We start from the raw sequence: 22,468 nt of genomic DNA, 5'->3' as shown, positions 1-22,468 counted from the left end.
ACCGGAAGCGAGTTTAGATCGATTTCAGGACTCAGGCCGCGTCGCGCGCCCGCCGGACGTCCGGTGGGGTGGCCTCGTCGACGAGGGCGGCGAGCGCCTCCACCGTCGTCATCACCTTCTGGCCGTCGCTGCCGAGCCGGCGGACGGAGACCGACTGCGTCTCGGCCTCCTTCTTCCCGCACACGAGCAGCGCCGGAATCTTGGCCAGCGAGTGCTCGCGGACCTTGTAGTTGATCTTCTCGTTGCGCAGGTCGATCTCGGCCCGAAGCCCCGCGCGCCGGACCTGTTCCAGCACCTGCTTGGCATACTCGTCGGCCTCCGAGGTGATGGTGGTGACCACCACCTGCACCGGGGACAGCCAGAGCGGGAAATTGCCGGCATAGTGCTCGATCAGGATGCCGATGAAGCGCTCCATCGAGCCGCAGATCGCGCGGTGCACCATCACCGGCGCCTTCTTGCCGCTGTCATGGTCGATGTAGAACGCACCGAACCGCTCCGGCAGGTTGAAGTCGACTTGCGTGGTGCCGCACTGCCAGTCGCGGCCGATGGCGTCGCGCAGCACATATTCGAACTTCGGCCCGTAGAAGGCGCCTTCGCCCGGATTGATCTCGGTCTTGATGTGATTGTTCTGCGACTGGATCTCGCGCAGCACCGTCGCCATCACGCGCTCGGCGTGATCCCACATCGCATCGGTGCCGACGCGCTTCTCGGGCCGGGTCGAGAGCTTCACAGTGAGGTCGCCGGTGAAGCCGAAATCGGCGTAGGTCGACAGAATGAGATCGTTGATCTTGAGGCACTCGTCGGCGAGCTGGTCTTCCATGCAGAAGACGTGCGCGTCGTCCTGGGTGAAGCCGCGCACGCGCATCAGGCCATGCATGGCGCCGGAGGGCTCATAGCGATGCACCACGCCGAACTCGGCGAGGCGCAGCGGCAGGTCGCGGTAGCTCTTCAGGCCGTGCTTGAAGATCTGCACGTGGCCGGGGCAGTTCATCGGCTTCAGCGCAAACCAGCGCTTGTCCTCGGCCTCGTCGCCGGCTGACTGCGCTGCGAACATGTTCTCGCGATACCAGCCCCAATGGCCCGAGGTCTCCCACAAGGACTTGTCGAGGATCTGCGGCGCATTGACCTCGCTGTAGTCGCCGGCGAGGCGCCGGCGCATATAGGCGATCAGCTGCTGGAAGATGGTCCAGCCCTTGGCGTGCCAGAACACGACGCCCGGACCTTCCTCCTGGAAGTGGAAGAGGTCGAGCTCGCGCCCGAGCTTGCGATGGTCGCGCTTTTCGGCTTCCTCGATCTGCTTCAGATAAGCGTCGAGGTCCTCCTGCTTTGCGAACGCCGTGCCGTAGATGCGCGTCAGCATCGGGTTGTTGCTGTCGCCGCGCCAATAGGCGCCGGCCACCTTCATCAGCTTGAAGGCGTTGCCGACCTTGCCGGTCGAGGTCATGTGCGGGCCGCGGCAGAGATCGAACCAGTCGCCCTGGTAGTAGATCTTGATCGGCTCGTTGCCGGGAATGGCGTCGACCAGCTCGACCTTGAACGCCTCGCCCTTGTCGCGGAACACCTGCTTGGTCTTCTCGCGGTCCCAGACTTCCCTGGTGAAGGGTTTGTCGCGCGCGATGATCTCGCGCATCTTCTTCTCGATCGCGGCAAAGTCTTCCGGCGTGAACGGCTCGTTGCGGAAGAAGTCGTAGTAGAAGCCGTTCTCGATCACGGGGCCGATGGTGACCTGCGTGCCCGGCCACAGCGTCTGCACGGCTTCGGCGAGCACGTGGGCGCAGTCGTGGCGGATCAGCTCGAGCGCGCGCGGATCGTCGCGGTTGATCAGCTCGATCTTGGCATCGGCTTCGATGGGATCGTCGAGATCGGCGACCACGCCGTCGAGCGCCATCGCGACCGTGCGCTTGGCCAGCGACGGCGAAATGCCCTTGGCGATCTCGAGGCCGGTGATGCTCTTGGCGTATTCGCGCCGGGCGCCGTCGGGGAAGGTGAGGGTGATCTTTTCGGGCGGGGTCACGGGTCTCAGATTGCTGAGGCTGTATTGAAAGCCGGATTCGGATTTGGGCTGGTCGGTCATGCTTTTCTCCTGAGGCTCACTCCTGCGAACGAGCGCAGGTAAGCGGGAACGAGCGATATATCAGGCGATTCGGCCTGTGCAATCCGGCATTTCCAAGAAAGTCGCGCGCAAAAGCTTGGGCGATGCTCCAACTATTTCGCAACGCGCCCTTTAACTGGTCGCAGGCCCGTTCTACATGCATTTGCATGGAAAATTCGCCTGCCGCTGCCCGTTTCACGCCAACCGCCCTGATGCTCGGCAATCTCGTCACCGGCTGCTCGGTGCTGGCGCCGGCGGGCATGCTGCCGGAATTGGCAACGGGGCTCGACGTCAGCATCCATGCGGCCGGGCTCCTGATTACCTTCGGCGCGATCACGCTGTGCATCGGCTCGCCGCTGACGGCCTGGCTCACGAGCCGCATCGAGCGCCGGACGCTGCTTGCGACCACGCTTGCGGTGCTGGCCCTCGGCAATCTCGGCTCGGCATTTGCCCCTGACTACACAAGTCTCCTCATCATTCGCCTGCTGATGCTGGCGGTCGGCGCGCTCGGTTGCATCAGCTTCCTGTTGTTGCTGCTGCGCCTGCCGGCGGGCCTGAAGGGCACGCCTGTTGACCTGAAGACCTGGAGCGCGGTCGGCCGCAGCAGGACGATCCTGCTGCTGCTTGCGATCACGATGCTGCAAATGTCCGGTCAGTTTGTGGTGTTCACCTTCATGGGTCCGCTGCTCAAGAAGCTGACCGAGGCGAGCCCGGATGCAATCGGCATGGTGTTCGGCATCTACGGTGTTTGCGGCTTCCTCGGCGTCGTCATCGCGACCCGCATCGTCGACACCTGGGGGCCCTATCGGACGTCGTTGCTGTTCACCTGCCTGCTGCTTGCAGGCATCACCGGCTGGGCGCTCGGCGCGGGGAGCCTGGTGTTCATGGCGCTCGCGGTCGCGATCTGGGGCCTCGGCTTTGCCTCGACCAATTCGATGCAGCAAGTGCGGCTGGTCGCGGCTGCGCCGCCGCTCGCATCGGCGACCGTCGCGCTCAACACCTCCGTCCTCTATGTCGGCCAGGCTGTCGGCTCCGCCATCGGCGGGCTGCTGTTCGCCCGCGAACTGCTGCATCCGCTTGGTTTCGTCGCGGTCGGCTTCGTCGTCCTGGCGCTGATCCTCGTGGTTCTGACCCGACCCCGGCCGGCTGCCACCACGGCCTGAAGGGTGCGTTTTCGTATGCGCAAGGTGCTTGGCAAACCACGCGCGGGAGCGCTAGAAGGCGAGGCATGGGGACCAAAGAGAGTTGACTGACATGAGGATGATTCTGGCGGTTGCCGCGGTGCTCTATTCAGCCTCCGCGTTTGCACAAACCGACAAGCCACCCATGGTGGGGGACAAGCCGCTGGTGCAGGTCACGCCCAACGGGACTAAAGGCGGGACCAAAGAGGCCGCGGCCAAGCCGGCCGCAGCGCCGAAGGGCAAGCCGCAGTCGATCGCGGCACGGCTCCAGGCCTGCCTCGACCTCGATGACGGCACCAAGGACCGCCTCAACTGCTACGACGCCGTGATCGCGCCGCAGCCGAAGCCGAAACCGGCGAAGGCCAAGGGTTACGCCGATTGCCGCTTCTTCAAGGAAGAGGACGAGCGACTGGCCTGCTTCAACGGCTTTGCCGAGAGCATTCCGAAGCTGCCCAAGACCTGAAGATCAAGACCTGAAGATCGAGAGCCTGGAAGCCGGACGGCTAGTCGCTGATCCGGCTCAGCACGGCTCTGAAGGCAACGCCCGGCACTTGCAGCGCGGTGCCTTCGAATTCCGCCGTGTCGCCGTCCTCACGGCCGGCCAGCGTCAGGGTGATCCTGTCGTGCCCGAACAGCGGCTTGAAGGACGGATCGTCGTTGTAGCGCTGGGTCGAAATCTTGACCTTGATGCTGTCGCCTTACCCGACGTAGGTCCCGATGAAAGCGAAGGCGGAATTGCCGCCGCGCATCTTGCCATCCGTCACATAGACGACGCCGCAGCCGGTTCCATGAACCGTGTGGAAGTCGACCTTGTACAGTCCCTGACGCACCGTCTGTCCCCGCAGAATTCAAGCTAAAACTTGGCCGGCAAATTATGATCGTTGCCAGCGGAAGCAATCCGGTCGCTCCCGGGGATGTCGGCCATCAACATCACATTTTGATCAAAGCCTGCGGCAATTGCGGGCAGCGCGGCCAAATGCCGGCGCGCGCAATATCGGCTAGCGGCTCGATGCGGCCGGATTGGTGGACGCAACGCGCGTCAGCGCCAATGACGGCGTCGCCGACATCTTCACCAGCACGTCCTTGAGCGGGTCCCGGGTCCAGGCGCGCGTCACATAATCACGATGCGTGATCCCGTCGCCGGTTTCGACGAACACCACGCTGCCGGGACGGAGTGGCCCGTCCATGTCCTCGGAGACGCTGATGCCCTTTTGCCGCAACATGCTCATCAGCTCGCGGTCGCGCCGCGCGGTGTAGCGGGTGTAGGAGCTGACGAAGAAGCCGGAGCGGTGGCTCTCGATCCAGGAGGCGAACTTGTCCATTTCGCCGTAGACGGCATCGAGCAGGACGACGCCGCGGACGCGGTCGCTGATGCCGCCGACCTCGAGGCTCCAGGCCGTCGGCAGGAAGCCGCCGCTATAGCCGACGATCACGATCGGCATGTTGGCGAAGGCGCGGGCGTTGTTGGGATCGCCGGTGAGCCGGGCCAGATGGGCCGCCGACTCTTCCATGAAGCGCTTGAGGCCGCCCGCCTGCCAGAACTTGCCGGCGCTGGAATCGGCGGCATCGACCGCCATCTGCGGCGCCAGCAGGATGGCGTTGGCGCCGGAATCGGTGACCTGCTGCGGTACGAGTTGGCGGTCGCGCACGTCGCGCTCCAGCGTTGCGCCGTTGCCGTGGAAGAACACCACGATCACGCCCGGCTTGCGCACGTCGAAATGCTCGGGCACGTGCATCAGCACGCGGCTATCGCTGTAAGTCTCGTCCTGCCAGTAGACGCGCCCGGAATAGCTGCGGTGGCCGCGGCGATCGCCCTTGGAGATGTTGAGGAACGGCGCGTCGGAGGCGGGGTTGTTGCCGAAATAGGGGAAGGCCGACGATCTCATGCTGACGAGTGTCGTCAGGTCTTCACGTGCCGGACGCTGGTAGGGGATTTGCGGTGCGAGCGAGGCGACCTTGTACGGCGCCTGCTCCGGCTGAGGCTGCTGCTGGACGGCGCGTTTGGGCGAGAAGTCCGACATCTGCCGTTGCAGAAGACTCTCGCTCGCCGACGGGAAGCGCTCCTTGAATTGCGGGGCGGGGAAGCGATCCTCGAACGTGTCGCTGCTTGCGACCTGAGGATTGGTCTTCGCGACGATTTGGACGTTAGCCTGCGAGTTCGCCGCGAGCGCCGCCGGGTTGGGAGCCCTGCCGCATTGAACCAGCGTGAGCGACAGCGGCACCAAGGCTGAGACCAGCGCGATCCGGCGCGCACCACTGCGCGCGCCGGACAGCGTCCGATCAGCACGAATGTCAGCTCTCAGTTTCGGAGCGGCCCCGACCATCCACCCATGACCCCAAGTCATGTCCACAAGCCCAGCGGCAATATTCAAGCTAATTGAGCCGACTGGCGTTTAGGCGACGTTAAGTGTCCGGATAAACTTCCCCAAATCCGGAATGCTCAAAGGGACCATGCAATCGTGTCCTGATTGTGGGGGTGCGAAACGGGATTCTCCGGTGTTTGCGGGGCTTTATTGCCCAGGATCGCGCACAAAAGGTGCCGCACTACCGATTCCATGCGCCACATTTAACCCTTGTTAACCCTGCTTGAATTGACTGGACCAGACTGCACGATGCTCCCAACGACACGTGACGCCTGAGGTTGAGGACCCCGATGACGGCATCAGATGCGGGACCCGCACCTTGGACCGGCCGGCTGACGGGCGGGCCGGGGGTCTCCGTTCTGGTCGCAACCGCCATCGTCGTTGCCGACATGATCGGGGTCGGCGTCTTCACCAGCCTCGGCTTCCAGGTCAAGGACATCCCGTCCGGCTTCTCGATCCTGTTGCTATGGACCATCGGCGGCATCGTCGCGCTGTGCGGGGTGTTCTCCTACAGCGAGCTCGGCGCCATGTTTCCGCGCTCGAGCGGTGAGTACAATTTCCTCGGCCGCGCCTATCATCCCGCCTTCGGCTTTCTCGCCGGCTGGGTCTCGGCGACGGTTGGCTTCGCAGCGCCTGTCGCGCTTGCGGCGATGGCGTTCGGCGAATACGCGAAATCGGTCGTCCCCGATCTGCCGCCGATCCCGCTTGCCATCGGCGTGGTGTGGCTGGTCTCGATCGTGCAATTGACCGGCGTCAGGCACTCCTCGACCTTCCAGCTGATCTCGACCATCCTCAAGGTCGTGCTGATCGTCGCCTTCCTGCTCGCCGGCTTCGTCATCGGCACGCCGCAGCCGATTGTCTTCACGCCGCAGCCGGGTGATCTCGCGCATATCGTCAGCGCGCCCTTCGCGATCGGGCTCGTCTTCGTGATGTACTCGTTCTCCGGGTGGAATGCCGCGACCTACATCATCGGCGAGATGAACATGCCGCAACGCGATCTGCCGCGCGCGCTGCTCGCGGGCACGCTGATCGTGCTCGTCCTGTACGTCGCGCTGAATGCGGTGTTTCTCTACTCGACGCCGGTCAGTGCGCTGGCCGGCCAGCTCGACGTTGCCAGCGTCGCGGGCAGCGCGATCTTCGGCAGCCTCGGCGGCCGGATCGTCGGTGCGATGATCTGCGTCGGCCTGATCTCCTCGATCAGCGCGATGATGTGGATCGGCCCGCGCGTGATGATGACGATGGGCGAGGACATTCCGGCCCTGCGCGTGTTCTCGAAGCGATCGGTGAGCGGCGCGCCGGCCTATGCCATCCTGTTTCAGCTTGCCGTCGCCAATCTGCTGTTGTTCACGCGCAGCTTCGAGGCGGTGCTCGACTTCATCCAGTTCGCGCTGTTGTTCTGTTCGTTCTTCACGGTCGCCGGCGTCGTCAAGCTGCGCATCACCGATCCCGACCTGCCGCGGCCCTATCGCGCCTGGGGATACCCGTTCACGCCGCTCGTTTTCCTGCTCGTGACCGCGTTCATGATGTACTACCTGTTGACCGAGCGGCCGGTGCAGTCGCTGGCGGGGATGCTGCTCATGCTCTCGGGCCTGTTGATCTATGCTGTTTTCCGCAGGCGGCCGGTCGCCGCTGGTACGTCATCACACCGCGAATAGACATGTTTCGACCCATGAGAATTGCGGCCGTCGCTCTTGCCCTGCTGGCCGCGGCCGTCTCGTCTGCACGTGCCGCCGACGTCACCTTCGATGATACCGCGCGCTTTCTCGCGGGCATGCAGCCTTCGCCGGACTCGCCGCTAGTGCCGCTCACCAAAGATCCGGGCTGGCAGCGCCACGCAAAATTCTTCGACGGCGCCTTCGCCCAGCTCGAGCAGCGGCAGCTCTCGAAGATCCGCAATTGGGCCGACGTCAATCTGGCCGCGCCCCGGCCGACCATGTTCTACTTGTTCAGCGGCCCCGACTTCCTCTACGCCGATGCGTTCTACTCCAAGGCCAGCACCTACGTGCTCGGCGCGCTGGAGCCGGTCGGCGCGGTGCCTGACCTGACGCGGCTGCCGCGCGGCTCGGTCGGTGCCGCGCTCTACAATGTCGAGCGTTCGCTCGGCTCGATCCTGAGCTTCTCCTTCTTCATCACCAAGCACATGAAGGTCGACCTGCACGCCAACCAGGTCAACGGCACGTTGCCGATCCTCTATGTCTTCCTCGCGCGCTCCGGCAAGACCATCCGCAATGTCGAGATGATCGCGCTCGACGACAAGGGCGGGGTGCATACGGGAGGCGACAATCCGGGACGGAACGCGACGCGCGGTGTCCGCATCACCTTTGCCGGAAGCGACGGCGAGGCGCGCACGCTGTACTATTTCTCGACCGATCTCTCCAATGCCAGCGCGCGCAACACGGGATTTCTGAAATTCTGCGAGACGCTCGGGCCCGGCAACAGCCTGCTCAAGAGCGCGTCCTATCTCCTGCACAAGGGCGACTTCTCCGTCGCTCGCAACTGGCTGCTGGCCAACAGCGCGACCATCATCCAGGACGATTCCGGCATTCCGCTTGCGAACTACAATGCGCAACAGTGGCGGTTCTTCCCGTTCGGCCGCTATCTCGGACCGATCGACGAATTCCCCGGCCGCTACCAGGAGCGCTACGCCGAACTGTTCACGCGCGCCCAGCCGATCGATTTCGGCGTCGGCTATCGCTGGCGGACGCATGAATCGAACTTGCTGCTGTCGGTGAGGGTGCCGGGAAGCGAGACCGCGCCGGCTGCGGAGAACACCTCGTCCGCCGAGCCGTCGCCAAAGCCGCCGCGTCCGAAGCGGCTGCGTCCGCCCGAGTCGATCCCGCCACCGCCCGGGCGCTTTTTCTGGTTTCGTTAGGTTGCCTGTTGTGGCGGGTGTCACGCGCTCCGGGCGATGACAACCAGCCGTACGAACGCGAACGCCATCTGATGATATGTCGCCAAACCCGGTGCAGATCGGCTGGTGCTCGGTCTCTAACGTCGAACCTACCAGTGCACGCTCTGGCTCGGCACGATGAAGGCCGTGGTGCTCGGCGCCGTGGCAAGGCTCGTCGCCAGATACCAGCCGGAGCCGACCACGAGCGTCAGCAGCGCAATGATGGCAATCATGTCGAGGGTTCTTGGGTCGTGATGCCCTCTGGAACCAGGATGTGGACCAAGCCTGAAGTGAAAATGTGGGCTGATTTTCCAGCGCATTCTTGTTTCCTCCCGTGGGAGCATCACAACAACGCGAGGGGGAAGTTCCGGTTCCATTCAAGGCAGCGATGCGCGAAGCGCCGCGGCGTTTCCTGGTGATATTCAGGATGCGTTGACGCCGCGCCACCTGCCATAGCGCCAAGGCAGATACCAGCGCGCGCCTTGCGGTGCGCTGAGGGGCACGTTGTCGATTCCCGATGTGCCGAAAGGATTGCAGCGAAGCAATCGCGCGAGCGTCATCCAGCCGCCGGCCCACAGCCCGAACCGTTCGATCGCCTCGTCGCCATAGACCGAGCACGTCGGCAGGTGCCGGCAATTGTAGCCGACCAGCGGCGAGAGCGTGTGGCGGTAGAGCCAGATCAGTGCGCGGCCGAATCGGCGCGGGAGCCGGAGCGCGCCCTCGATGGGAGTGGAACAGTGCTCGCAGGTTGAATGCTTCATGGGCGCTGTGCTGCGATCGTGAGCGAGGTATTGCGCGGTTCCGGCGCAGGGAACCGCAAGTTGTTGTTTCTGCGCCATATTTCCCGTGCTTTTTGGGAGCAGTGCAGCAAGTACCTGTGGACGATCTGTATTCCCCCGGATACCATTTTTATGACGACCGTGTGTAGAAACATACGCCCGTATGATGGACTCAGAGGGCGCTACCGAGGACTGTTGGGGAACCTTTGGGGCTTGGGGAAGGAACCAGATTGAGACTTCTGAACTCCCTCGACCGTCGCGGCTGGTTGTTGCTTGGGGCAGCCGCGCTTGGCGCCGCGCTCTTTGGAGCTGTCGCCACGACCGGCACAACGGCTCGTGCCGGTGCCGCCCTCGAAGAGCGCAAGCTGCCGATGAAGTTCAACTGGGTCGCCTGCGACCCGAACTGCCGCGGCTGGGTCAGCGCGGTCGGCATCATCACCGCCGATACGCCGAGGGATTTCGAGGAGTTTTCGCGCGGACGCCAGCTTGGCGGCGCGACCGTGGTGCTCGACTCCAGCGGCGGTTCCGTCAACGACGCGATCACGCTCGGCCGGCGCTTCCGCAATCTTGGACTTTCGACCACCGTCGGTATCAGCGTTCAGAACCGCGGCGGGCAGTCGGCCCGTCCGGCGGTTGCGCCCGAAGCCTATTGCGAATCCATGTGCGTGTTCCTACTGCTGGCCGGCAAGAAGCGCTATGTGCCGGAAGCCGCTCATGTCCGGGTCCACCAGATCTGGATGGGCGATCGTGCCGACGATGCCAGGGCGGCGAGCTACAGCGCGCAGGACCTGATGATCGTGGAGCGCGACATCGGCCGGCTCGCCAAATACACGTTCGATATGGGCGGCGCCGGCGACCTACTCTCGCTCGCGCTCAGCGTGCCGCCGTGGGAAGATCTGCACGAGCTGGATGCTGGCGAGCTGAAGCTCACCAATCTCGTGACCACCAACCTGGTGGCCGACGTGCTGCCGCATGTGGACGTCGCGGCGCCCGCGGTGGCGGAACTTGCACCGAAGACCCAGGCGAGGTTCGGCGCGGAAGCGGAGCCGCAGCCCGTCAAGTCGACCAAGACGGCGGAAGCCGTGGTGCCGACCGGTGCGGCGCAAAGCGCAGGCTCGCAGAAGTAGGATTTCCCTAATCGTCATGCCGGGGCGCGCGCCGGAATGACCTCGACCAAATCAGCCCTGCGCCGCGGCCGGCTGCTTGGCTTTCGCCTCGATCTGGCCGATGGCATCGACCACGGCATCGAAGGTCAGGAGGGTCGAGGCGTGTCGCGCCTTGTAGTCGCGGACCGGCTCGAGGAACTTGATCTCTTCCCATTTGCCTTCAGGAGGCGCGCCATTCTCCTTGAGCATCCTGCGAACGGTTTCGCGTAACTCGCGGAGTTCGCTCGCGGTCGAGCCGACGACGCGACTTGCCATGATGGATGAAGAGGCTTGTCCAAGGGCGCAGGCCTTCACGTCGTGGGCGAAGTCGGTGACCTTGTTGCCCTCCATCTTGAGGTCGATCTTCACGGTCGAGCCGCACAATTTGGAGTGGGCGGTGGCGGTGGCGTCGGGGTCCGACAGCCGTCCGAGGCGTGGAATATTCCCGGCCAGTTCGATGATCCGCTTGTTATAGATGTCGTTCAGCATGTGATGGAGTCCAACACTTCCGCACCGGATCGGCCTTGGCGGGCGCCGCCCACGGTCCTATATAGGGGCGGAACTGGCGAAAAAACAGTCCAGCGGTGCGGCGGCAGCGGTCCAGATCTGCGCTGCCAGCGTGATGACCCAAAGGGCCTTTTTCGTCAAAACTGTTCTCTTCAGGCGTCCGGCGGCTTGCCGCCCCGTCTGCCGGTGACACTCCGGCCGCGAGGCCGTCGAACGGAGTAGACATGGACGCTACGATCAAATCCATCCGCCCGGGCAAGCCCTCCGACCGCCAGCCCGAGAGCCGCCCGGCTGAGCTTGACCCTGCCGAATTCCTCGCGGCCGCCGTCCGCGCCGACCAGCCGCGCCCCGCGCGCGCAGAGGCGGAAGCGGCGGTGAAGACGCTGCTCGCCTATATCGGCGAGAACACCGCGCGCGAAGGCTTGCTCGACACGCCGCGCCGTGTGGTCGAGGCCTTCGACGAGCTCTATCAGGGCTACCACCAGTGCCCGGCCGAGGTGCTCGATCGCACCTTCGGCGAGACGGCCGGCTATGACGACTTCGTGCTGGTGCGCGACATCGAGTTCACCTCGCAGTGCGAGCATCACATGATGCCGTTCTACGGCAAGGCGCACATCGCCTATACGCCGGTGGAACGCGTCGTCGGCCTGTCGAAGCTTGCGCGCCTGACCGACATCTTCGCCCGCAGGCTCCAGACCCAGGAGCACATGACGGCGCAGATCGCGGCGGCCATCGACGAGATCCTCAAGCCCCGCGGCGTTGCCGTGCTGATCGAGGCCGAGCATACCTGCATGTCGGTGCGCGGCGTTGCCAAGCATGGTGCCTCTACCTTCACCAGCCGCTTCACCGGCATGTTCCGCGACAATCCCGCGGAGCAAGCTCGTTTCCTGTCCCTGGTGCGAGGCACGACGCGCTGACCTCGCGAAGGTCTATGTCCGCGTCATGCTCTAGCGAGGACGCCCGTGTCCGCTCACTCCCATGAGATCGAGGAAGGCCTCGCTTTCCTGCCGAAGTTCGACGCCGCCGGCCTCGTGACCTGCGTGGCGACCGACGTCGCCACCGGTGACGTGCTCATGGTCGCGCACATGAACGACGAGGCGCTGCGCAAGACGATTGCGACCGGCGAGGCCTGGTACTTCAGCCGATCGCGCAATGCCTTGTGGCGAAAAGGTGAGACGTCGGGTCAGACCCAGCGCGTGGTCGAGATCCGCACCGATTGCGACCAGGACGCGGTCTGGATCCGTGTCGAGCAGATCGGCGCGGCCTGCCACACCGGCCGCCGGTCCTGCTTTTACCGCAAGGTCGAGGCCGAGGGCGGCGGAACGAAGCTGGTCTTCGTCGATGCGGACAGGTTGTTCGATCCGGACGCCGTCTACAAGAAATAGCCCGTCGTTATACGCGGGGCGGGCCGGAATGACGGCGAGGGGCCAGATTAACCCCGCATTAACCATACCTGTCCCACGGTGATACGACAGGCGCCGAATTGCCGGCGTCGCTCAACGCCGCACGGGGCGAGCACTCCATCATGTCGGTCGACAATTCCAGTGCCTCTCAGACGACGGGTCTCGATCCGTCGCGGGCACGCGTCGCCGGCGCGATCAAGCAGGTCTCCAACCGGACGGGCGTCAGCTTCCAGTACATGCTGACGACCGCCAAGATGGAATCGGATTTCGATCCGACGGCGGAAGCCACCACGTCATCCGCCCACGGGCTCTACCAGTTCATCGACCAGACCTGGCTGGGTACGGTTAAGGAGGCGGGCACCCAGCTCGGCTATGGCAACTATTCCGACGCCATCACAAGGACGTCGTCGGGCAGCTACGCTGTCGATGATCCCGCCATGAAGCGGTCGATCATGAAGCTGCGCGACGATCCGGAAGCCGCCTCCACCATGGCCGCAGCGCTGACGCAGTCGAACAGTTTCAAGCTCACCGGACTGCTCGGCCGCAGGCCGTCTGACAGCGAACTCTACATGGCGCATTTCATGGGTGTCGGCGGCGCCGCAAAGCTGATTGCCAATGCCGAGGACAATCCGCAAGCGGTCGGCGCGCGGCTGTTTCCCAACGCGGCCTCCGCCAACCGATCGATCTTCTACGCCAGGGACGGCCGCGCGCGCAGCGTCTCCGAGGTCTATTCGGTGCTCGACGCGCGCTACGCCAGCGCGGCGAATTCGAAGACGACCCGCAGCGCAATGGCGATGTATGGCGACTCGCCATCCACGACGCAGGTCGCAAGTGCCAACGGCGTGCAGCCCACCGTGCCTGTCATCGACAACGCCGCTTATCTGCAGACCTTTCCGGAAGCGCGCGGCGTGACGCCGGTGAGTGCGACGTCGTCATCAACGGTTGCAGACAACACGCCGATCACACCCGCATTCCGCTCGATCTATCAGCCCGGCGATGCCACGCAGCCGGTCTCGACCACGGTGCAGAAATTGTGGGGCAGCAACGCCTCGCTAGCCTCGATCGCATCGGCGACGCCTGACGTGCGCCCGCCGCAACCGCTCGATCTATTCAGCGATCGCAGCGGTACGTTCTCGAGCTGATCGTCGCGCGAATAACCCGCTCTCGTGTCCCGGACGCGTGGCAGGCGGCTTTGTTCCCTTAACAAAACGTCAATAAAACCAGCCAGTTATGGTGAACGCTTTGTTAAGCGTCGTGGTTTATTTTGTGTTGCAGGTGACAAGCCGTCACCGTTTTCGTTTGTTGTGTAAGCCGGAAGCAGCATGATTGTTCGGCAGTTCATCAATTGGATCAGGACGGCGCCCGCCGGCGAGCGGGCCGAGGCAACGCGGGCATTGGCCCGGGCCTGGCTGATCTCAGACCTTTCCCATGACGACCGTATCGCGGCCGAAGGCGCGCTCCTGATGCTGCTCGACGATCCCTCGCCGCTGGTGCGGCAGGCGATGGCCGAGGCCTTTGCGCGCAGCACGGATGCGCCGGCGTCGATCGTGCGGGCGCTGTCGGCGGACCAGCCGACCGTCGCGCTGCCCGTGCTCGAACATTCGCCGCTGCTGATCGACGCCGATCTCGTCGACATCGTCGCAACCGGCAATGACGAGGTGCAATGCGCGGTCGCCCGCCGCATCGCGTTGCCGGTGTCGGTCTGCGCCGCCATCGCCGAAGTCGGCTGCGCGGCGGCCGCGCTCGAGCTGATCGAAAATCCCCACGCCGAGCTTGCGCCGTTCTCCTGGAATCGCATCGTCGAGCGCCACGGCCATCTCGCCGCGATCCGCGAGGCGATGCTGGTGCTTGAGGATCTGCCGGCCGCGACGCGCGCCGCGCTGGTGGCAAAACTCTCCGAGACCCTTGCGCAATTCGTCGTGGCGCGGAACTGGCTGAGCGCCGATCGTGCCGAGCGCATCACGGTCGAGGCGCGCGATCGCTCCACCATGAACATCGCGGTGCGGTCGCGCGGCGAGGACATGCAGGGCCTGGTGCATCATCTGCGCGTCACGGGCCAGCTCACCGCCGGCCTCATCCTGCGCGCGCTGCTGTCGAGCAATCTCGATCTGTTCGACGCGGCACTCGCCGAACTCGCCGACCTGCCGCTGGCACGCGTCTGCGCGCTGCTGCACGACCGTGGCGGCAACAGCCTGCACGCGCTGCTCCGCCGCGCCGGACTTCCCGAGGCGACCTTCGCGGCGTTCCAGGTCGCGCTCGATGCCTGCCACGAGCAAGGTTTTGTCGATACCGACGACGGCGCGGCGCGACTGCGCCGGCGCATGGTCGAGCGCGTGCTCACCCATTGCGAGACCGACCGCGGCGCCACCGAACCGCTGATGGTCCTGCTCCGCCGCTTCGCCACGGAATCCGCGCGCGAAGAGGCAAGGCTGTTCTGCGACGAGCTCGTCGCGGATGATGCGCTCGATCCGGTGTATGACGATCTGATCGCGGCGTAGCGAGATGCCGTAGGGTGGCCAAAGGCGCGCAGCGCCGTGCCCACCATTGATCCGCACAGCTTATATTAGTTGGTGGGCACGCTTCCGCCTTCGCTCTTCGAGCTACGGCGGACGAGTCGCTTTGCCCAACCTACGACACTTGCGCTCGCAATAACGAGAGGAGAGAGCGGGAGCCGCTACTCCGCCGGCACGATGCTCGGTGCCAAAATCACCTCGAGATGCTCGGGGCGGTCGCGGTTGGCGTGGGCGAGATAGTCGTCGGCGACCTTGCGCAGGCGGCGGCTGAGCTCGGCCGAGACGCTGATGCTGTCGAGCTTGGTGTTTTCATGCACGATGGCGAGGATGGCGTTGATGTGGTGCGTGAACAGCTCGGCCGGCACCTTGTCGAGATCGGGCGCGTGCTCGATGACGCGGCACAGGCTCTCCGCAACTCCCGCCGCCGCCGGATAGCCGAACGTCGCAGCGTCGCCCTTGATGTCATGCGCGGCGCGGAACAGCTCGTCGCGCCGCTCCTTGGTGAAGCCCTCATGGCGAACAGCGACGTAAGCGGCCGACAGACGATTGACCTCGGTCGTCATCCAGTCCTTGAACTCACTGGAGAGGCCCGCGAGCGCCTGCTCGGCGCGGGCGACCGGATCGTCCAGGTCCTTTTCTTCGACACGGCGCAGAACCTTGCGCAGCGGATTGGGCTGCGTGATCACTTGGTGCGTGGCGAAGGCCGTGACCTCGATGTCCTTTGCGCCGTTCTTCGCCATGATGTCTGCCCCGATCGAAACGTTGCGCTAGATGGAGGAACGAGCCTTGTCGAGCAGCGAGGGTTGCTGGAGCACCTCGTGCTTTTCGCCGACGCGGCGCTCGGGGCCCATATAGGCGGAGTTGGTGTTGCGGCGCCGGTCCGGACCGAAATAGGTCTTGGTCTTGATGAAGGGCCGGGGATTGGCGACGACGTTGAGGATACGCTGGTAGAGGCCCTTGGCGGAGATCGGCTTGGCCAGGAATTCGGTGACGCCGGCATCGCGCGCGACCGTGACGCGGCGCTTCTCGGAATGACCGGTCAGCATGATGATCGGCGCGTAGGGATTGCCCTTGGATTCCGGCTGCCGGATCATCTGCGCAAGCTCGAGCCCGTCGAAGATCGGCATCGCCCAGTCGGTGATGACGATGTCGGGCACGTAATGGCTGTACATTTCCAGCGCGGTGGCGCCGTCCTCGGCCTCGTAAACCTCGCGCGCGCCGAAGGAGTGCAGCAGCGTCCGCAGGATGCGGCGCATGTGCGGATTGTCGTCGCAGACGAGGAAGCGCAGCTTGTTGAAATCGATGCGGAACATGACGCCTGGGCCGGAGCGGTCAACTTTCGTTAACCATATCGCGGCGGGGGTTAAGGAAGGGTTGCTGCCGGCATTTCGCGGCGTGCGTGAGAAGGGGAGAGGTTAATATCGTAATTCTGCCATTTTTTATTGTAAAACGATAAAAATATACAATTGGATGGGAGCTAGTCCGATGAGCGTCGTCGCGTTTCCTTTTCCTGCGCCGGTCGAGCCGCGGTTGCGGCGCATCGGACGGATCGTGGCCGTCGGCGCGCTCCTGTGCGTCGCCGGCGCTGTGCTTGCGGTACCGCTGCTCTGGTCGAGCGACGAGATGCTCCGGCACTGGATCGCGACCCAGTCCCCGCTGGGGGCGCGGCCCTTCACTCTCAATTTCAGTACGCGCCTCGCCGGCGCCCTGATCGGCCTGATCGGACTTGCGCCTGTTCTCTACGCCTTGTTGCAGCTCTCGATGTTGTTCTCCCGCTTCGCGCGCGGCGAGGTCTTCGTGACCGACAACGCCTGGCGCATCCGGCGGATGGGCCTCGCGCTGATCGTCAACGCGCTGATATCGCCGCTGGTGCAGATGCTCACCACGCTCAACCTGACGCGGGCCAACCAGCCGGGCCAGCTCGTGGTCATGTTCGGCATCGAGCAGTCGCATGTGCTGTCGGTGCTGAGCGGCCTCGCGCTCGTCGCATTCGCGACCGTGATGGCCGACGCCGTTCGCATGTGGCACGAGAACAGCGAGATCATCTGACCATGCCGATCATCGTCAACCTCGATGTCATGCTCGCCAGGCGCAAGATCAGGTCGCGCGAGCTTGCCGCGCGCATCGAGCTCACGGAGGCGAACGTCTCCCTGCTGAAGTCGGGCAAGGTGCGCGGCATCCGCTTCGACACGCTCGAGCGGATCTGCGCCGTGCTCGACTGCCAGCCCGGTGATATCCTGGAATATGTCCCTGACAGCGCGGACGACGCGCTGGAGCCGCGCGGGGCCGGCCGGAAATCGGCCTAGCCAATCCTTCAAGTCCAGATTGGAGATGCCTGCGATGAACCGCCTGGCGCGTGTTCTTGCGAGCGCGGCTGCGCTCATGCTTGCCGGTTGCAGCTCGGTGCCGCTGACATCGATCCCGCCGCTTGCCCGCATCGATGCCAGGACGACGGATCTGTCGATGCTGCGCGTCGCCGTGCAGTTGCCTGACGCGCTGCGGCCACGTTCGGGCGGCGTCAAGCTCGACGTCGTCACCAAAGTGGCCGGCGAGGCCGAGACCAAGACGAGCTTCGCCATGATGGAGATGAGCGACGCGCGAGATCGCGCCGGCCTGCCTGCGCCGCCGCTGGGCTCCTCGACCTACGCCTATCGCTTGTCGCCAGGCGATGCTGCACGCTTCGAAGCGCTGCGTGCGTCGATGGTCGAGCAGGGGAAGCAAGGCAAACGCGGGTCGATGGGGCTCGGCGTGGCAGCCAGAGAATTCTGTCGCGCGAATGCGGTGCCGCAGGGATCGCTGCCTGTCACGATCTATCTGATGACGTCGGAGACGAAGAGCTTCGTTCCCGTCGTCAGGGATTTCGATCTGCTCGGTGATCCCGCCATGGCGGGCGGCCTGGAATCGATTCAGTCTTGCGGCCAGTGATCCGCGCCGGCGTTCAATAGCCGAACTGCTCGCGCAGGATGCGCTCTTCCAGGCTATGGCCGGGATCGAACAGCATGCGCATCGAGATGGTCTTGTCGGACAGCACCTCGACGCGGCGGACGTCGCGCACCTCGTCATGGTCGGCCACCGCCGCCACCGGCCGCTTGTCGCCCTCCAGCACCTCGATCACGACGTAAGCCGTATTGGGCAGGAGCGCGCCGCGCCAGCGGCGCGGGCGGAAGGCGCTGATCGGCGTCAGCGCCAGCAGCGCGGCGTTGATCGGCAGGATCGGTCCCTGCGCGGACAGATTGTAGGCGGTGGAGCCGGCGGGCGTCGCCACCATGATGCCGTCGGCGATCAGCTCAGCCATGCGCTCGCGCTCGTCGATCAGGATCCGCAGGCGCGCGGCCTGGTAGGTCTGCCGGAACAGGGCGACCTCGTTGATGGCGTGATGCAGGTGGACGCGGTCGTTGACGTCGGTGGCGCGCATCAGGAGCGGGTTGATCTCGGATTCCTGCGCTGCCTCGAGACGGGCGCGAAGGTCGACCGTCGAGTACTCGTTCATCAGGAAGCCGACGGTGCCGCGGTGCATGCCATAGATCGGTTTGCCCGAGTGCATGTTCTGGTGCAGCGTCTGGAGCATCAGTCCGTCGCCGCCGAGCGCGACCACGACATCGGCGTCGTTCGGGTCGCAATTGCCATAGTCCCGAGTGAGCTGGCCGAAGGCGGTTTGCGCCTCGCTGCTTGGGCTCGCGACAAAGGCGATCCGGTTGTATCGCGCTGGCTTGGTCATGGCTTCCGGGCAGGGCCGCTGGCTGGAGAAAGTTCCGCCGGGCTCGTCTATACGACCTGGGCATGCATTGTCGAGAAGGACCGCTGTTCAAGGCAAACAGCGTCCATCCCGATTCAGGGCAAATCCGGGTCGATTTGTGCTCGCCCGGCTTCTTCAGGCGCCAATGGGCCGGCTATCCCCCAAACCGTCGCAATTTCTCGCTAGCCTTGCGATGCTCGCCGGCTCTCGCAGCCGGACAAGGAGAACGATCATGGTCATGCGTTTGCCGGCGCTCCGCCGCGCGACCCTGGTACTGGCGGTGTCGACTTTCGCGCTCGCGGGATTTGCCCGCGCGGACGATCCGCCGCAGCCGCGCGCCGAGACGACGGCCCCCACGGGACAGAAGGGTGGGCGCGGCGGCAACACGCCAGGCGCATCACAGGGTTCAACGTCCGCCGCCGAGCCGCATCGACTTCCGTCGGATTCGACCACGAAGCAGACGCTCGATCTGCCGGGCCGCGCACTCGACTTCACCGCGACTGCCGGCTCGATCCGCGTGTTCGACGGCAAGGGTGAGCCGCTCGCCGACATCGCCTATACGTCCTATGAGCTCGATGGTGCCGACCGCGCGACGCGCCCCGTGACGTTCCTGTTCAACGGCGGTCCCGGCGCGTCCTCGGCATGGCTCCAGTTCGGCGCTGCGGGGCCGTGGCGGCTGCCGCTTGATGGCGAAGCCCTGTCGCCGTCCGCCTCACCCGAGGTGAAGCCGAACGCGGAGACGTGGCTCGACTTCACCGATCTCGTCTTCATCGATCCCGTCAGCACCGGCTACAGCCGTTTCGTCGCCAGTGGCGAGGACGCGCGCAAGTCCTTCTACTCCGTCGACGGCGACGTCAATTCGATCGCGCTCGTGATCCGCCGCTGGCTGGAGAAGCACGACCGGCTGACCTCGCCGAAATATGTCGGCGGCGAAAGCTATGGCGGCATTCGCGGGCCGAAGGTCGTGCGCCAGTTGCAGCTCCAGCATGGCGTCGGCGTCAGGGGATTGATCCTGGTGTCGCCGCTCCTGGACTTCCGCGAGTTCACCGGCACCAGCCTCCTGCAATATGTCGCGACGCTGCCGAGCTATGTCGCGGTGGCGCGCGAAGCCAAGGGGCCGGTCAAGCGCGCCGATCTCGCCGACGTCGAGGCTTACGCGCGGGGCGAATTCCTGGCCGACCTCGTCAAGGGCGAGGCGGACAAGGAGGCCACCAATCGCCTTGCCGACAAGGTCGCCGAGCTCACCGGGATCGACCAGGCCGTGAGCCGTCGGCTCGCCGGCCGTTTCGACGTCGGTGAATTCCGCCGCGAGTTCGACCGCAAGAACGGCAAGGTGACGGGGCGATACGACGCCTCGGTGCGAGGCTATGATCCCTATCCGGATTCGAGCAGCTCCCGGTTCGGCGATCCCTCGGGCGATGCGCTCCAGGCGCCGCTGACGAGTGCGGCCGTCGATGTTCTCACGCGCAAGCTCAACTGGCGGCCGGATGGCTCCTACGAAGTCCTCAACGGCGCCGTCGAGGGCAATTGGGATTTCGGCCGCGGCATCAACCCGCCGCAGTCGGTATCGGAGCTGCGCCAGATCCTCGCCACCGACGGAAAGCTGAACGTGCTGGTCGCGCACGGCCTGTTCGATCTCGCCACGCCCTATTTCGGATCGAAGCGGGTGCTCGACCAGCTCCCGGCGTTCGCGACGCAGCGGGTCAAGTTCGTCGTCTATCCCGGCGGTCACATGTTCTATTCGCGCGACGGCTCGCGGCAGGCGTTTCGGAGCGAGGTCGAGGCTCTCATCCGAGAGTAGGCCGCCGCTTGCGCGGCGGATATCTCCGCGCGATCTCGCGCGCCACGACACGCTCCGGCTTGATATTGGCGCCGGCGATCCAGACGTCGCTGACCTTGCCGCGCTTGTCGCGGACGCGGCGCACCGGCTCGCCGTGGCTGGAATAGCCGGCAGCCCAGGCGAGCTTGCCGGTGTCGCGGCCGGTGACCTCGATCTCGGCGGCATCCATGAACGGATTGATGAACTGCGGATTGGTGACCAGCACGCGGTTGCCCGCGGGGACGAGATCGGTTGCGCCCCAGATCGTCCACCAGCGGCCGGTCCAGTCGCGCACGCGGCGGTCGGGTGCGCCGCGAGTTCTGAACACGCGCAGGATCTGCATCGCGCCGTCCATCCAGAACGGCGCCGCGCCGTCGATGGAGTTGCTGAGGATGCTGATCGCGAGCTCGCAAGCGGGGATGGAGCAGGTCCGGGAGATGTAACCCTGAAAATGGCCGCCATGGCCGAACCAGTCCCAGCCGTCGGTTTTGCCGGCGTTGATGCCAAGGCCGTAATAGGCCTCGAAACTCTGCGGGATGCGCCAGTGATGCCGGGTCATTTCGCGGCGGCTTGCGACTGAGAGCACGCTCTTCCTGGCGTTGGGCGCAAGCTGCGCGAAGAAGCGGGCCGTATCGCCGGCGGTGGCGGCGAAGCCCGTAGCGGACGCCATCGCGTGCGTCGGATTGTCGCCGGGGATCACGCAACGCTCGCCCACGGGCACTTTTCGCGTGTGGCCGCGCGCGAACGATGCGCCCTTGGGAAGCGGCGCATCCGGCTCAGTCTCGCGCAGGCCTGCGGGCTCGATGATCTCGCGCTTGATCCAGGCGGAGTAGGGCTCCTTCGACACGGCTTCGATGACGAGGCCGAGCAGGCCAAAGCCGTGGTTGGAGTATTTGAAGCGCGTCCCCGGCTCGATCGCGGTCGGCAGCTTCAATTCCGCGAGCAACTCCCTGGCGTTGAGATAGGGACGGTTGTCGATGAACTGCCCGGAATCGGCGCCATCGCGCGTCAGCCCCGCGCTGTGCGAGAGCACCTGCGCAATCGTCGTCTCGGCGACGCGCGGATGCAGGCCGCCGACATGTTGGCCGACCGTGTCGTCGAGCCTGAGCTTGCGCTGGTCGCGCAGCTTCATGATGCCGGCGGAGGTAAAGCTCTTCGAGTGCGAGGCGATGCGGCAGCGGTGGCGCGGGGTGAGTTTTTCGCCGGTGTCGAGATTGGCAAGACCAAAGGCGTGCTCGGCGACGATTTCGCCGCGATGGGCAAATGCGACGATGACGCCGGGCTGTTGGAATGTCGTCTGTTGGAATTCGATCCAGGAGCCGATGTAGTCGATCGCGGATCGCAGCCACGTATCCATTGCGCACCAATTTGCGAGGGGAGCACTTGATGCGAGAGGCTAACCGAGAAAGCGGAACGGGCACAACCCCGAGGTTGTGCCCGTTCGTTTCGTTCGAGGATGCGATGTCTCAGTAGACGAGCGTCGCGCCGGTCGGTTTGTCGAGCGCGGCGGCGAGCGAGCGATACTCGGAGCTGTCGGTGCCGGCGAGCGAGGCGATCTTGTTCAGGTGGTACTGCGCCTGTTCGCGGTTGCCCTGCTCGAGCTGCCAGAGGCCGTAATACTGCCAGGTGCGGACGTGGTTCGGATCGTCCTTCAGTGCGATCTCGTAATAGACCTTGGACGACTGGTAGTCGCCGAGCTTGCGATAGGAGTAGCCGATCAAATTGGCGACGTCGGCGACGTCGTCGCGCTCGAGCGACTTCAGCTGGCCGATCGCGCTCGTGTAGTCGTGACCGTCGTAGATCGTGGTGTAGGCGGTGCGATAGGCCGCGAGGAATTTGGGATCGCTGATGGAGGAGCTCTTCTTCTTCCCCTTCTTGGCCGAGCTGTCCGACTTTGGCGGCGGCGAGGGCTCGTCGCTGCCCGCGGCGTAGGCGCTGGTCAGCATCGGTCCGGCGGCCAACGCCATCGAGACAAGCCCCGGTACCAGAAGCATGGAAAGTTTGCGCATCTATCTTCTCCCGTATGGAACGTGGCGATCC

At 64.8% G+C, this 22,468-nt stretch carries 24 protein-coding genes; 13 read left to right on the top strand and 11 right to left on the bottom strand.

What is annotated here, in order from left to right:
• Positions 1 to 31: 31 nt before the first annotated feature.
• A complete protein-coding gene (gene thrS, locus HAP41_RS31585) occupies positions 32 to 2,074 on the bottom strand; it encodes a threonine--tRNA ligase (RefSeq protein ID WP_166092207.1) in 2,043 nt (680 codons plus the stop codon).
• A gap of 185 nt (positions 2,075 to 2,259) precedes the next feature.
• Between thrS and HAP41_RS31580 the strand changes: the two genes are divergently transcribed.
• Both HAP41_RS31580 and HAP41_RS31575 read left to right on the top strand, forming a co-directional pair.
• Complete coding sequence (locus HAP41_RS31580; RefSeq protein WP_166092215.1) at positions 2,260 to 3,255, top strand: MFS transporter; 996 nt, start codon at positions 2,260 to 2,262, stop codon at positions 3,253 to 3,255.
• A 91-nt stretch (positions 3,256 to 3,346) separates the two neighbouring features.
• Complete coding sequence (locus HAP41_RS31575) at positions 3,347 to 3,736, top strand: hypothetical protein (RefSeq protein WP_166092221.1); 390 nt, start codon at positions 3,347 to 3,349, stop codon at positions 3,734 to 3,736.
• A gap of 235 nt (positions 3,737 to 3,971) precedes the next feature.
• Here HAP41_RS31575 and HAP41_RS50130 read toward each other — a convergent pair whose 3' ends face one another.
• Together HAP41_RS50130 and HAP41_RS31570 are read right to left on the bottom strand one after the other, a co-directional pair.
• Positions 3,972 to 4,103: a hypothetical protein gene (locus HAP41_RS50130; protein ID WP_256478301.1), complete on the bottom strand. Its 132-nt coding sequence runs from the start codon at positions 4,101 to 4,103 to the stop codon at positions 3,972 to 3,974.
• A gap of 168 nt (positions 4,104 to 4,271) precedes the next feature.
• Entirely contained in the window at positions 4,272 to 5,597 is a 1,326-nt protein-coding gene (locus tag HAP41_RS31570) for an alpha/beta hydrolase (RefSeq protein ID WP_166092229.1), read from the bottom strand.
• Positions 5,598 to 5,926: 329 nt separating this feature from the next.
• Here HAP41_RS31570 and HAP41_RS31565 point away from each other — a divergent pair, with 329 nt between their 5' ends.
• Complete coding sequence (locus HAP41_RS31565) at positions 5,927 to 7,291, top strand: APC family permease (RefSeq protein WP_166092232.1); 1,365 nt, start codon at positions 5,927 to 5,929, stop codon at positions 7,289 to 7,291.
• A 2-nt stretch (positions 7,292 to 7,293) separates the two neighbouring features.
• A complete protein-coding gene (locus HAP41_RS31560; protein WP_155795123.1) occupies positions 7,294 to 8,508 on the top strand; it encodes a hypothetical protein in 1,215 nt (404 codons plus the stop codon).
• A gap of 128 nt (positions 8,509 to 8,636) precedes the next feature.
• Here HAP41_RS31560 and HAP41_RS50415 read toward each other — a convergent pair whose 3' ends face one another.
• Together HAP41_RS50415 and yidD are read right to left on the bottom strand one after the other, a co-directional pair.
• Entirely contained in the window at positions 8,637 to 8,846 is a 210-nt protein-coding gene (locus HAP41_RS50415; protein ID WP_071912677.1) for a hypothetical protein, read from the bottom strand.
• Between the two features lie 102 nt (positions 8,847 to 8,948).
• Positions 8,949 to 9,287, bottom strand: coding sequence for a membrane protein insertion efficiency factor YidD (yidD, locus tag HAP41_RS31555; RefSeq protein WP_063982515.1), 339 nt, complete (start codon positions 9,285 to 9,287; stop codon positions 8,949 to 8,951).
• 248 nt (positions 9,288 to 9,535) lie between these two features.
• Between yidD and HAP41_RS31550 the strand changes: the two genes are divergently transcribed.
• On the top strand, positions 9,536 to 10,432 hold the full coding sequence (locus tag HAP41_RS31550; RefSeq protein WP_166092243.1) for a COG3904 family protein: 897 nt from the start codon (positions 9,536 to 9,538) through the stop codon (positions 10,430 to 10,432).
• Positions 10,433 to 10,483: 51 nt separating this feature from the next.
• Here HAP41_RS31550 and HAP41_RS31545 read toward each other — a convergent pair whose 3' ends face one another.
• A complete protein-coding gene (locus HAP41_RS31545) occupies positions 10,484 to 10,939 on the bottom strand; it encodes an iron-sulfur cluster assembly scaffold protein (protein WP_166092259.1) in 456 nt (151 codons plus the stop codon).
• 242 nt (positions 10,940 to 11,181) lie between these two features.
• Here HAP41_RS31545 and folE point away from each other — a divergent pair, with 242 nt between their 5' ends.
• The 4 genes from folE to HAP41_RS31525 all read left to right on the top strand — a co-directional run bounded on the left by folE (position 11,182) and on the right by HAP41_RS31525 (position 14,858).
• Complete coding sequence (gene folE, locus HAP41_RS31540; RefSeq protein ID WP_063982517.1) at positions 11,182 to 11,874, top strand: GTP cyclohydrolase I FolE; 693 nt, start codon at positions 11,182 to 11,184, stop codon at positions 11,872 to 11,874.
• Between the two features lie 45 nt (positions 11,875 to 11,919).
• Entirely contained in the window at positions 11,920 to 12,342 is a 423-nt protein-coding gene (hisI, locus tag HAP41_RS31535; protein ID WP_166092271.1) for a phosphoribosyl-AMP cyclohydrolase, read from the top strand.
• A gap of 140 nt (positions 12,343 to 12,482) precedes the next feature.
• Positions 12,483 to 13,502, top strand: a complete 1,020-nt coding sequence (locus HAP41_RS31530; RefSeq protein WP_224580687.1) for a lytic transglycosylase domain-containing protein — start codon at positions 12,483 to 12,485, stop codon at positions 13,500 to 13,502.
• A 180-nt stretch (positions 13,503 to 13,682) separates the two neighbouring features.
• The gene (locus HAP41_RS31525; protein WP_166092284.1) at positions 13,683 to 14,858 is read left to right on the top strand and encodes a DUF2336 domain-containing protein; all 1,176 of its coding nucleotides are present in this window, start codon (positions 13,683 to 13,685) and stop codon (positions 14,856 to 14,858) included.
• 176 nt (positions 14,859 to 15,034) lie between these two features.
• Here HAP41_RS31525 and HAP41_RS31520 read toward each other — a convergent pair whose 3' ends face one another.
• Positions 15,035 to 15,613 carry an Hpt domain-containing protein gene (locus HAP41_RS31520; RefSeq protein ID WP_166092296.1) on the bottom strand — a complete coding sequence of 193 codons (579 nt, stop codon included), beginning with the start codon at positions 15,611 to 15,613 and terminating at the stop codon, positions 15,035 to 15,037.
• Between the two features lie 27 nt (positions 15,614 to 15,640).
• Positions 15,641 to 16,186, bottom strand: a complete 546-nt coding sequence (locus tag HAP41_RS31515; protein ID WP_008549760.1) for a response regulator — start codon at positions 16,184 to 16,186, stop codon at positions 15,641 to 15,643.
• A gap of 172 nt (positions 16,187 to 16,358) precedes the next feature.
• On the opposite strand from HAP41_RS31515, the gene HAP41_RS31510 reads away from it, so the two are divergent.
• Genes HAP41_RS31510 through HAP41_RS31500 form a run of 3 tightly spaced genes read left to right on the top strand, consistent with a single transcriptional unit; the run spans position 16,359 to position 17,798 of the window.
• Positions 16,359 to 16,922, top strand: a complete 564-nt coding sequence (locus tag HAP41_RS31510) for a DUF2975 domain-containing protein (RefSeq protein ID WP_166092300.1) — start codon at positions 16,359 to 16,361, stop codon at positions 16,920 to 16,922.
• A gap of 2 nt (positions 16,923 to 16,924) precedes the next feature.
• Complete coding sequence (locus HAP41_RS31505; RefSeq protein WP_049807677.1) at positions 16,925 to 17,179, top strand: helix-turn-helix domain-containing protein; 255 nt, start codon at positions 16,925 to 16,927, stop codon at positions 17,177 to 17,179.
• A gap of 34 nt (positions 17,180 to 17,213) precedes the next feature.
• A complete protein-coding gene (locus tag HAP41_RS31500; protein WP_166092305.1) occupies positions 17,214 to 17,798 on the top strand; it encodes a hypothetical protein in 585 nt (194 codons plus the stop codon).
• Between the two features lie 13 nt (positions 17,799 to 17,811).
• On the opposite strand, the gene HAP41_RS31495 is transcribed toward HAP41_RS31500, so the two are convergent.
• Complete coding sequence (locus HAP41_RS31495) at positions 17,812 to 18,591, bottom strand: NAD kinase (RefSeq protein WP_166092312.1); 780 nt, start codon at positions 18,589 to 18,591, stop codon at positions 17,812 to 17,814.
• 250 nt (positions 18,592 to 18,841) lie between these two features.
• On the opposite strand from HAP41_RS31495, the gene HAP41_RS31490 reads away from it, so the two are divergent.
• Positions 18,842 to 20,410: a S10 family peptidase gene (locus HAP41_RS31490; RefSeq protein WP_166092322.1), complete on the top strand. Its 1,569-nt coding sequence runs from the start codon at positions 18,842 to 18,844 to the stop codon at positions 20,408 to 20,410.
• Here HAP41_RS31490 and HAP41_RS31485 read toward each other — a convergent pair.
• Both HAP41_RS31485 and HAP41_RS31480 read right to left on the bottom strand, forming a co-directional pair.
• Positions 20,397 to 21,785, bottom strand: a complete 1,389-nt coding sequence (locus tag HAP41_RS31485) for a serine hydrolase domain-containing protein (RefSeq protein ID WP_166092325.1) — start codon at positions 21,783 to 21,785, stop codon at positions 20,397 to 20,399. The two genes, HAP41_RS31490 and HAP41_RS31485, sit on opposite strands and share 14 nt — an antisense overlap.
• A 109-nt stretch (positions 21,786 to 21,894) precedes the next feature.
• Positions 21,895 to 22,437, bottom strand: coding sequence for a tetratricopeptide repeat protein (locus HAP41_RS31480; RefSeq protein ID WP_028150223.1), 543 nt, complete (start codon positions 22,435 to 22,437; stop codon positions 21,895 to 21,897).
• Positions 22,438 to 22,468 lie beyond the last annotated feature (31 nt).

It is taken from the genome of Bradyrhizobium barranii subsp. apii (assembly GCF_011516635.5).
GTDB classification, from domain to species: Bacteria; Pseudomonadota; Alphaproteobacteria; order Rhizobiales; family Xanthobacteraceae; genus Bradyrhizobium; species Bradyrhizobium barranii.
The sequence above is the reverse complement of the archived record's forward strand: the minus strand, read 5'-3'. Positions and strand labels throughout refer to the sequence as shown.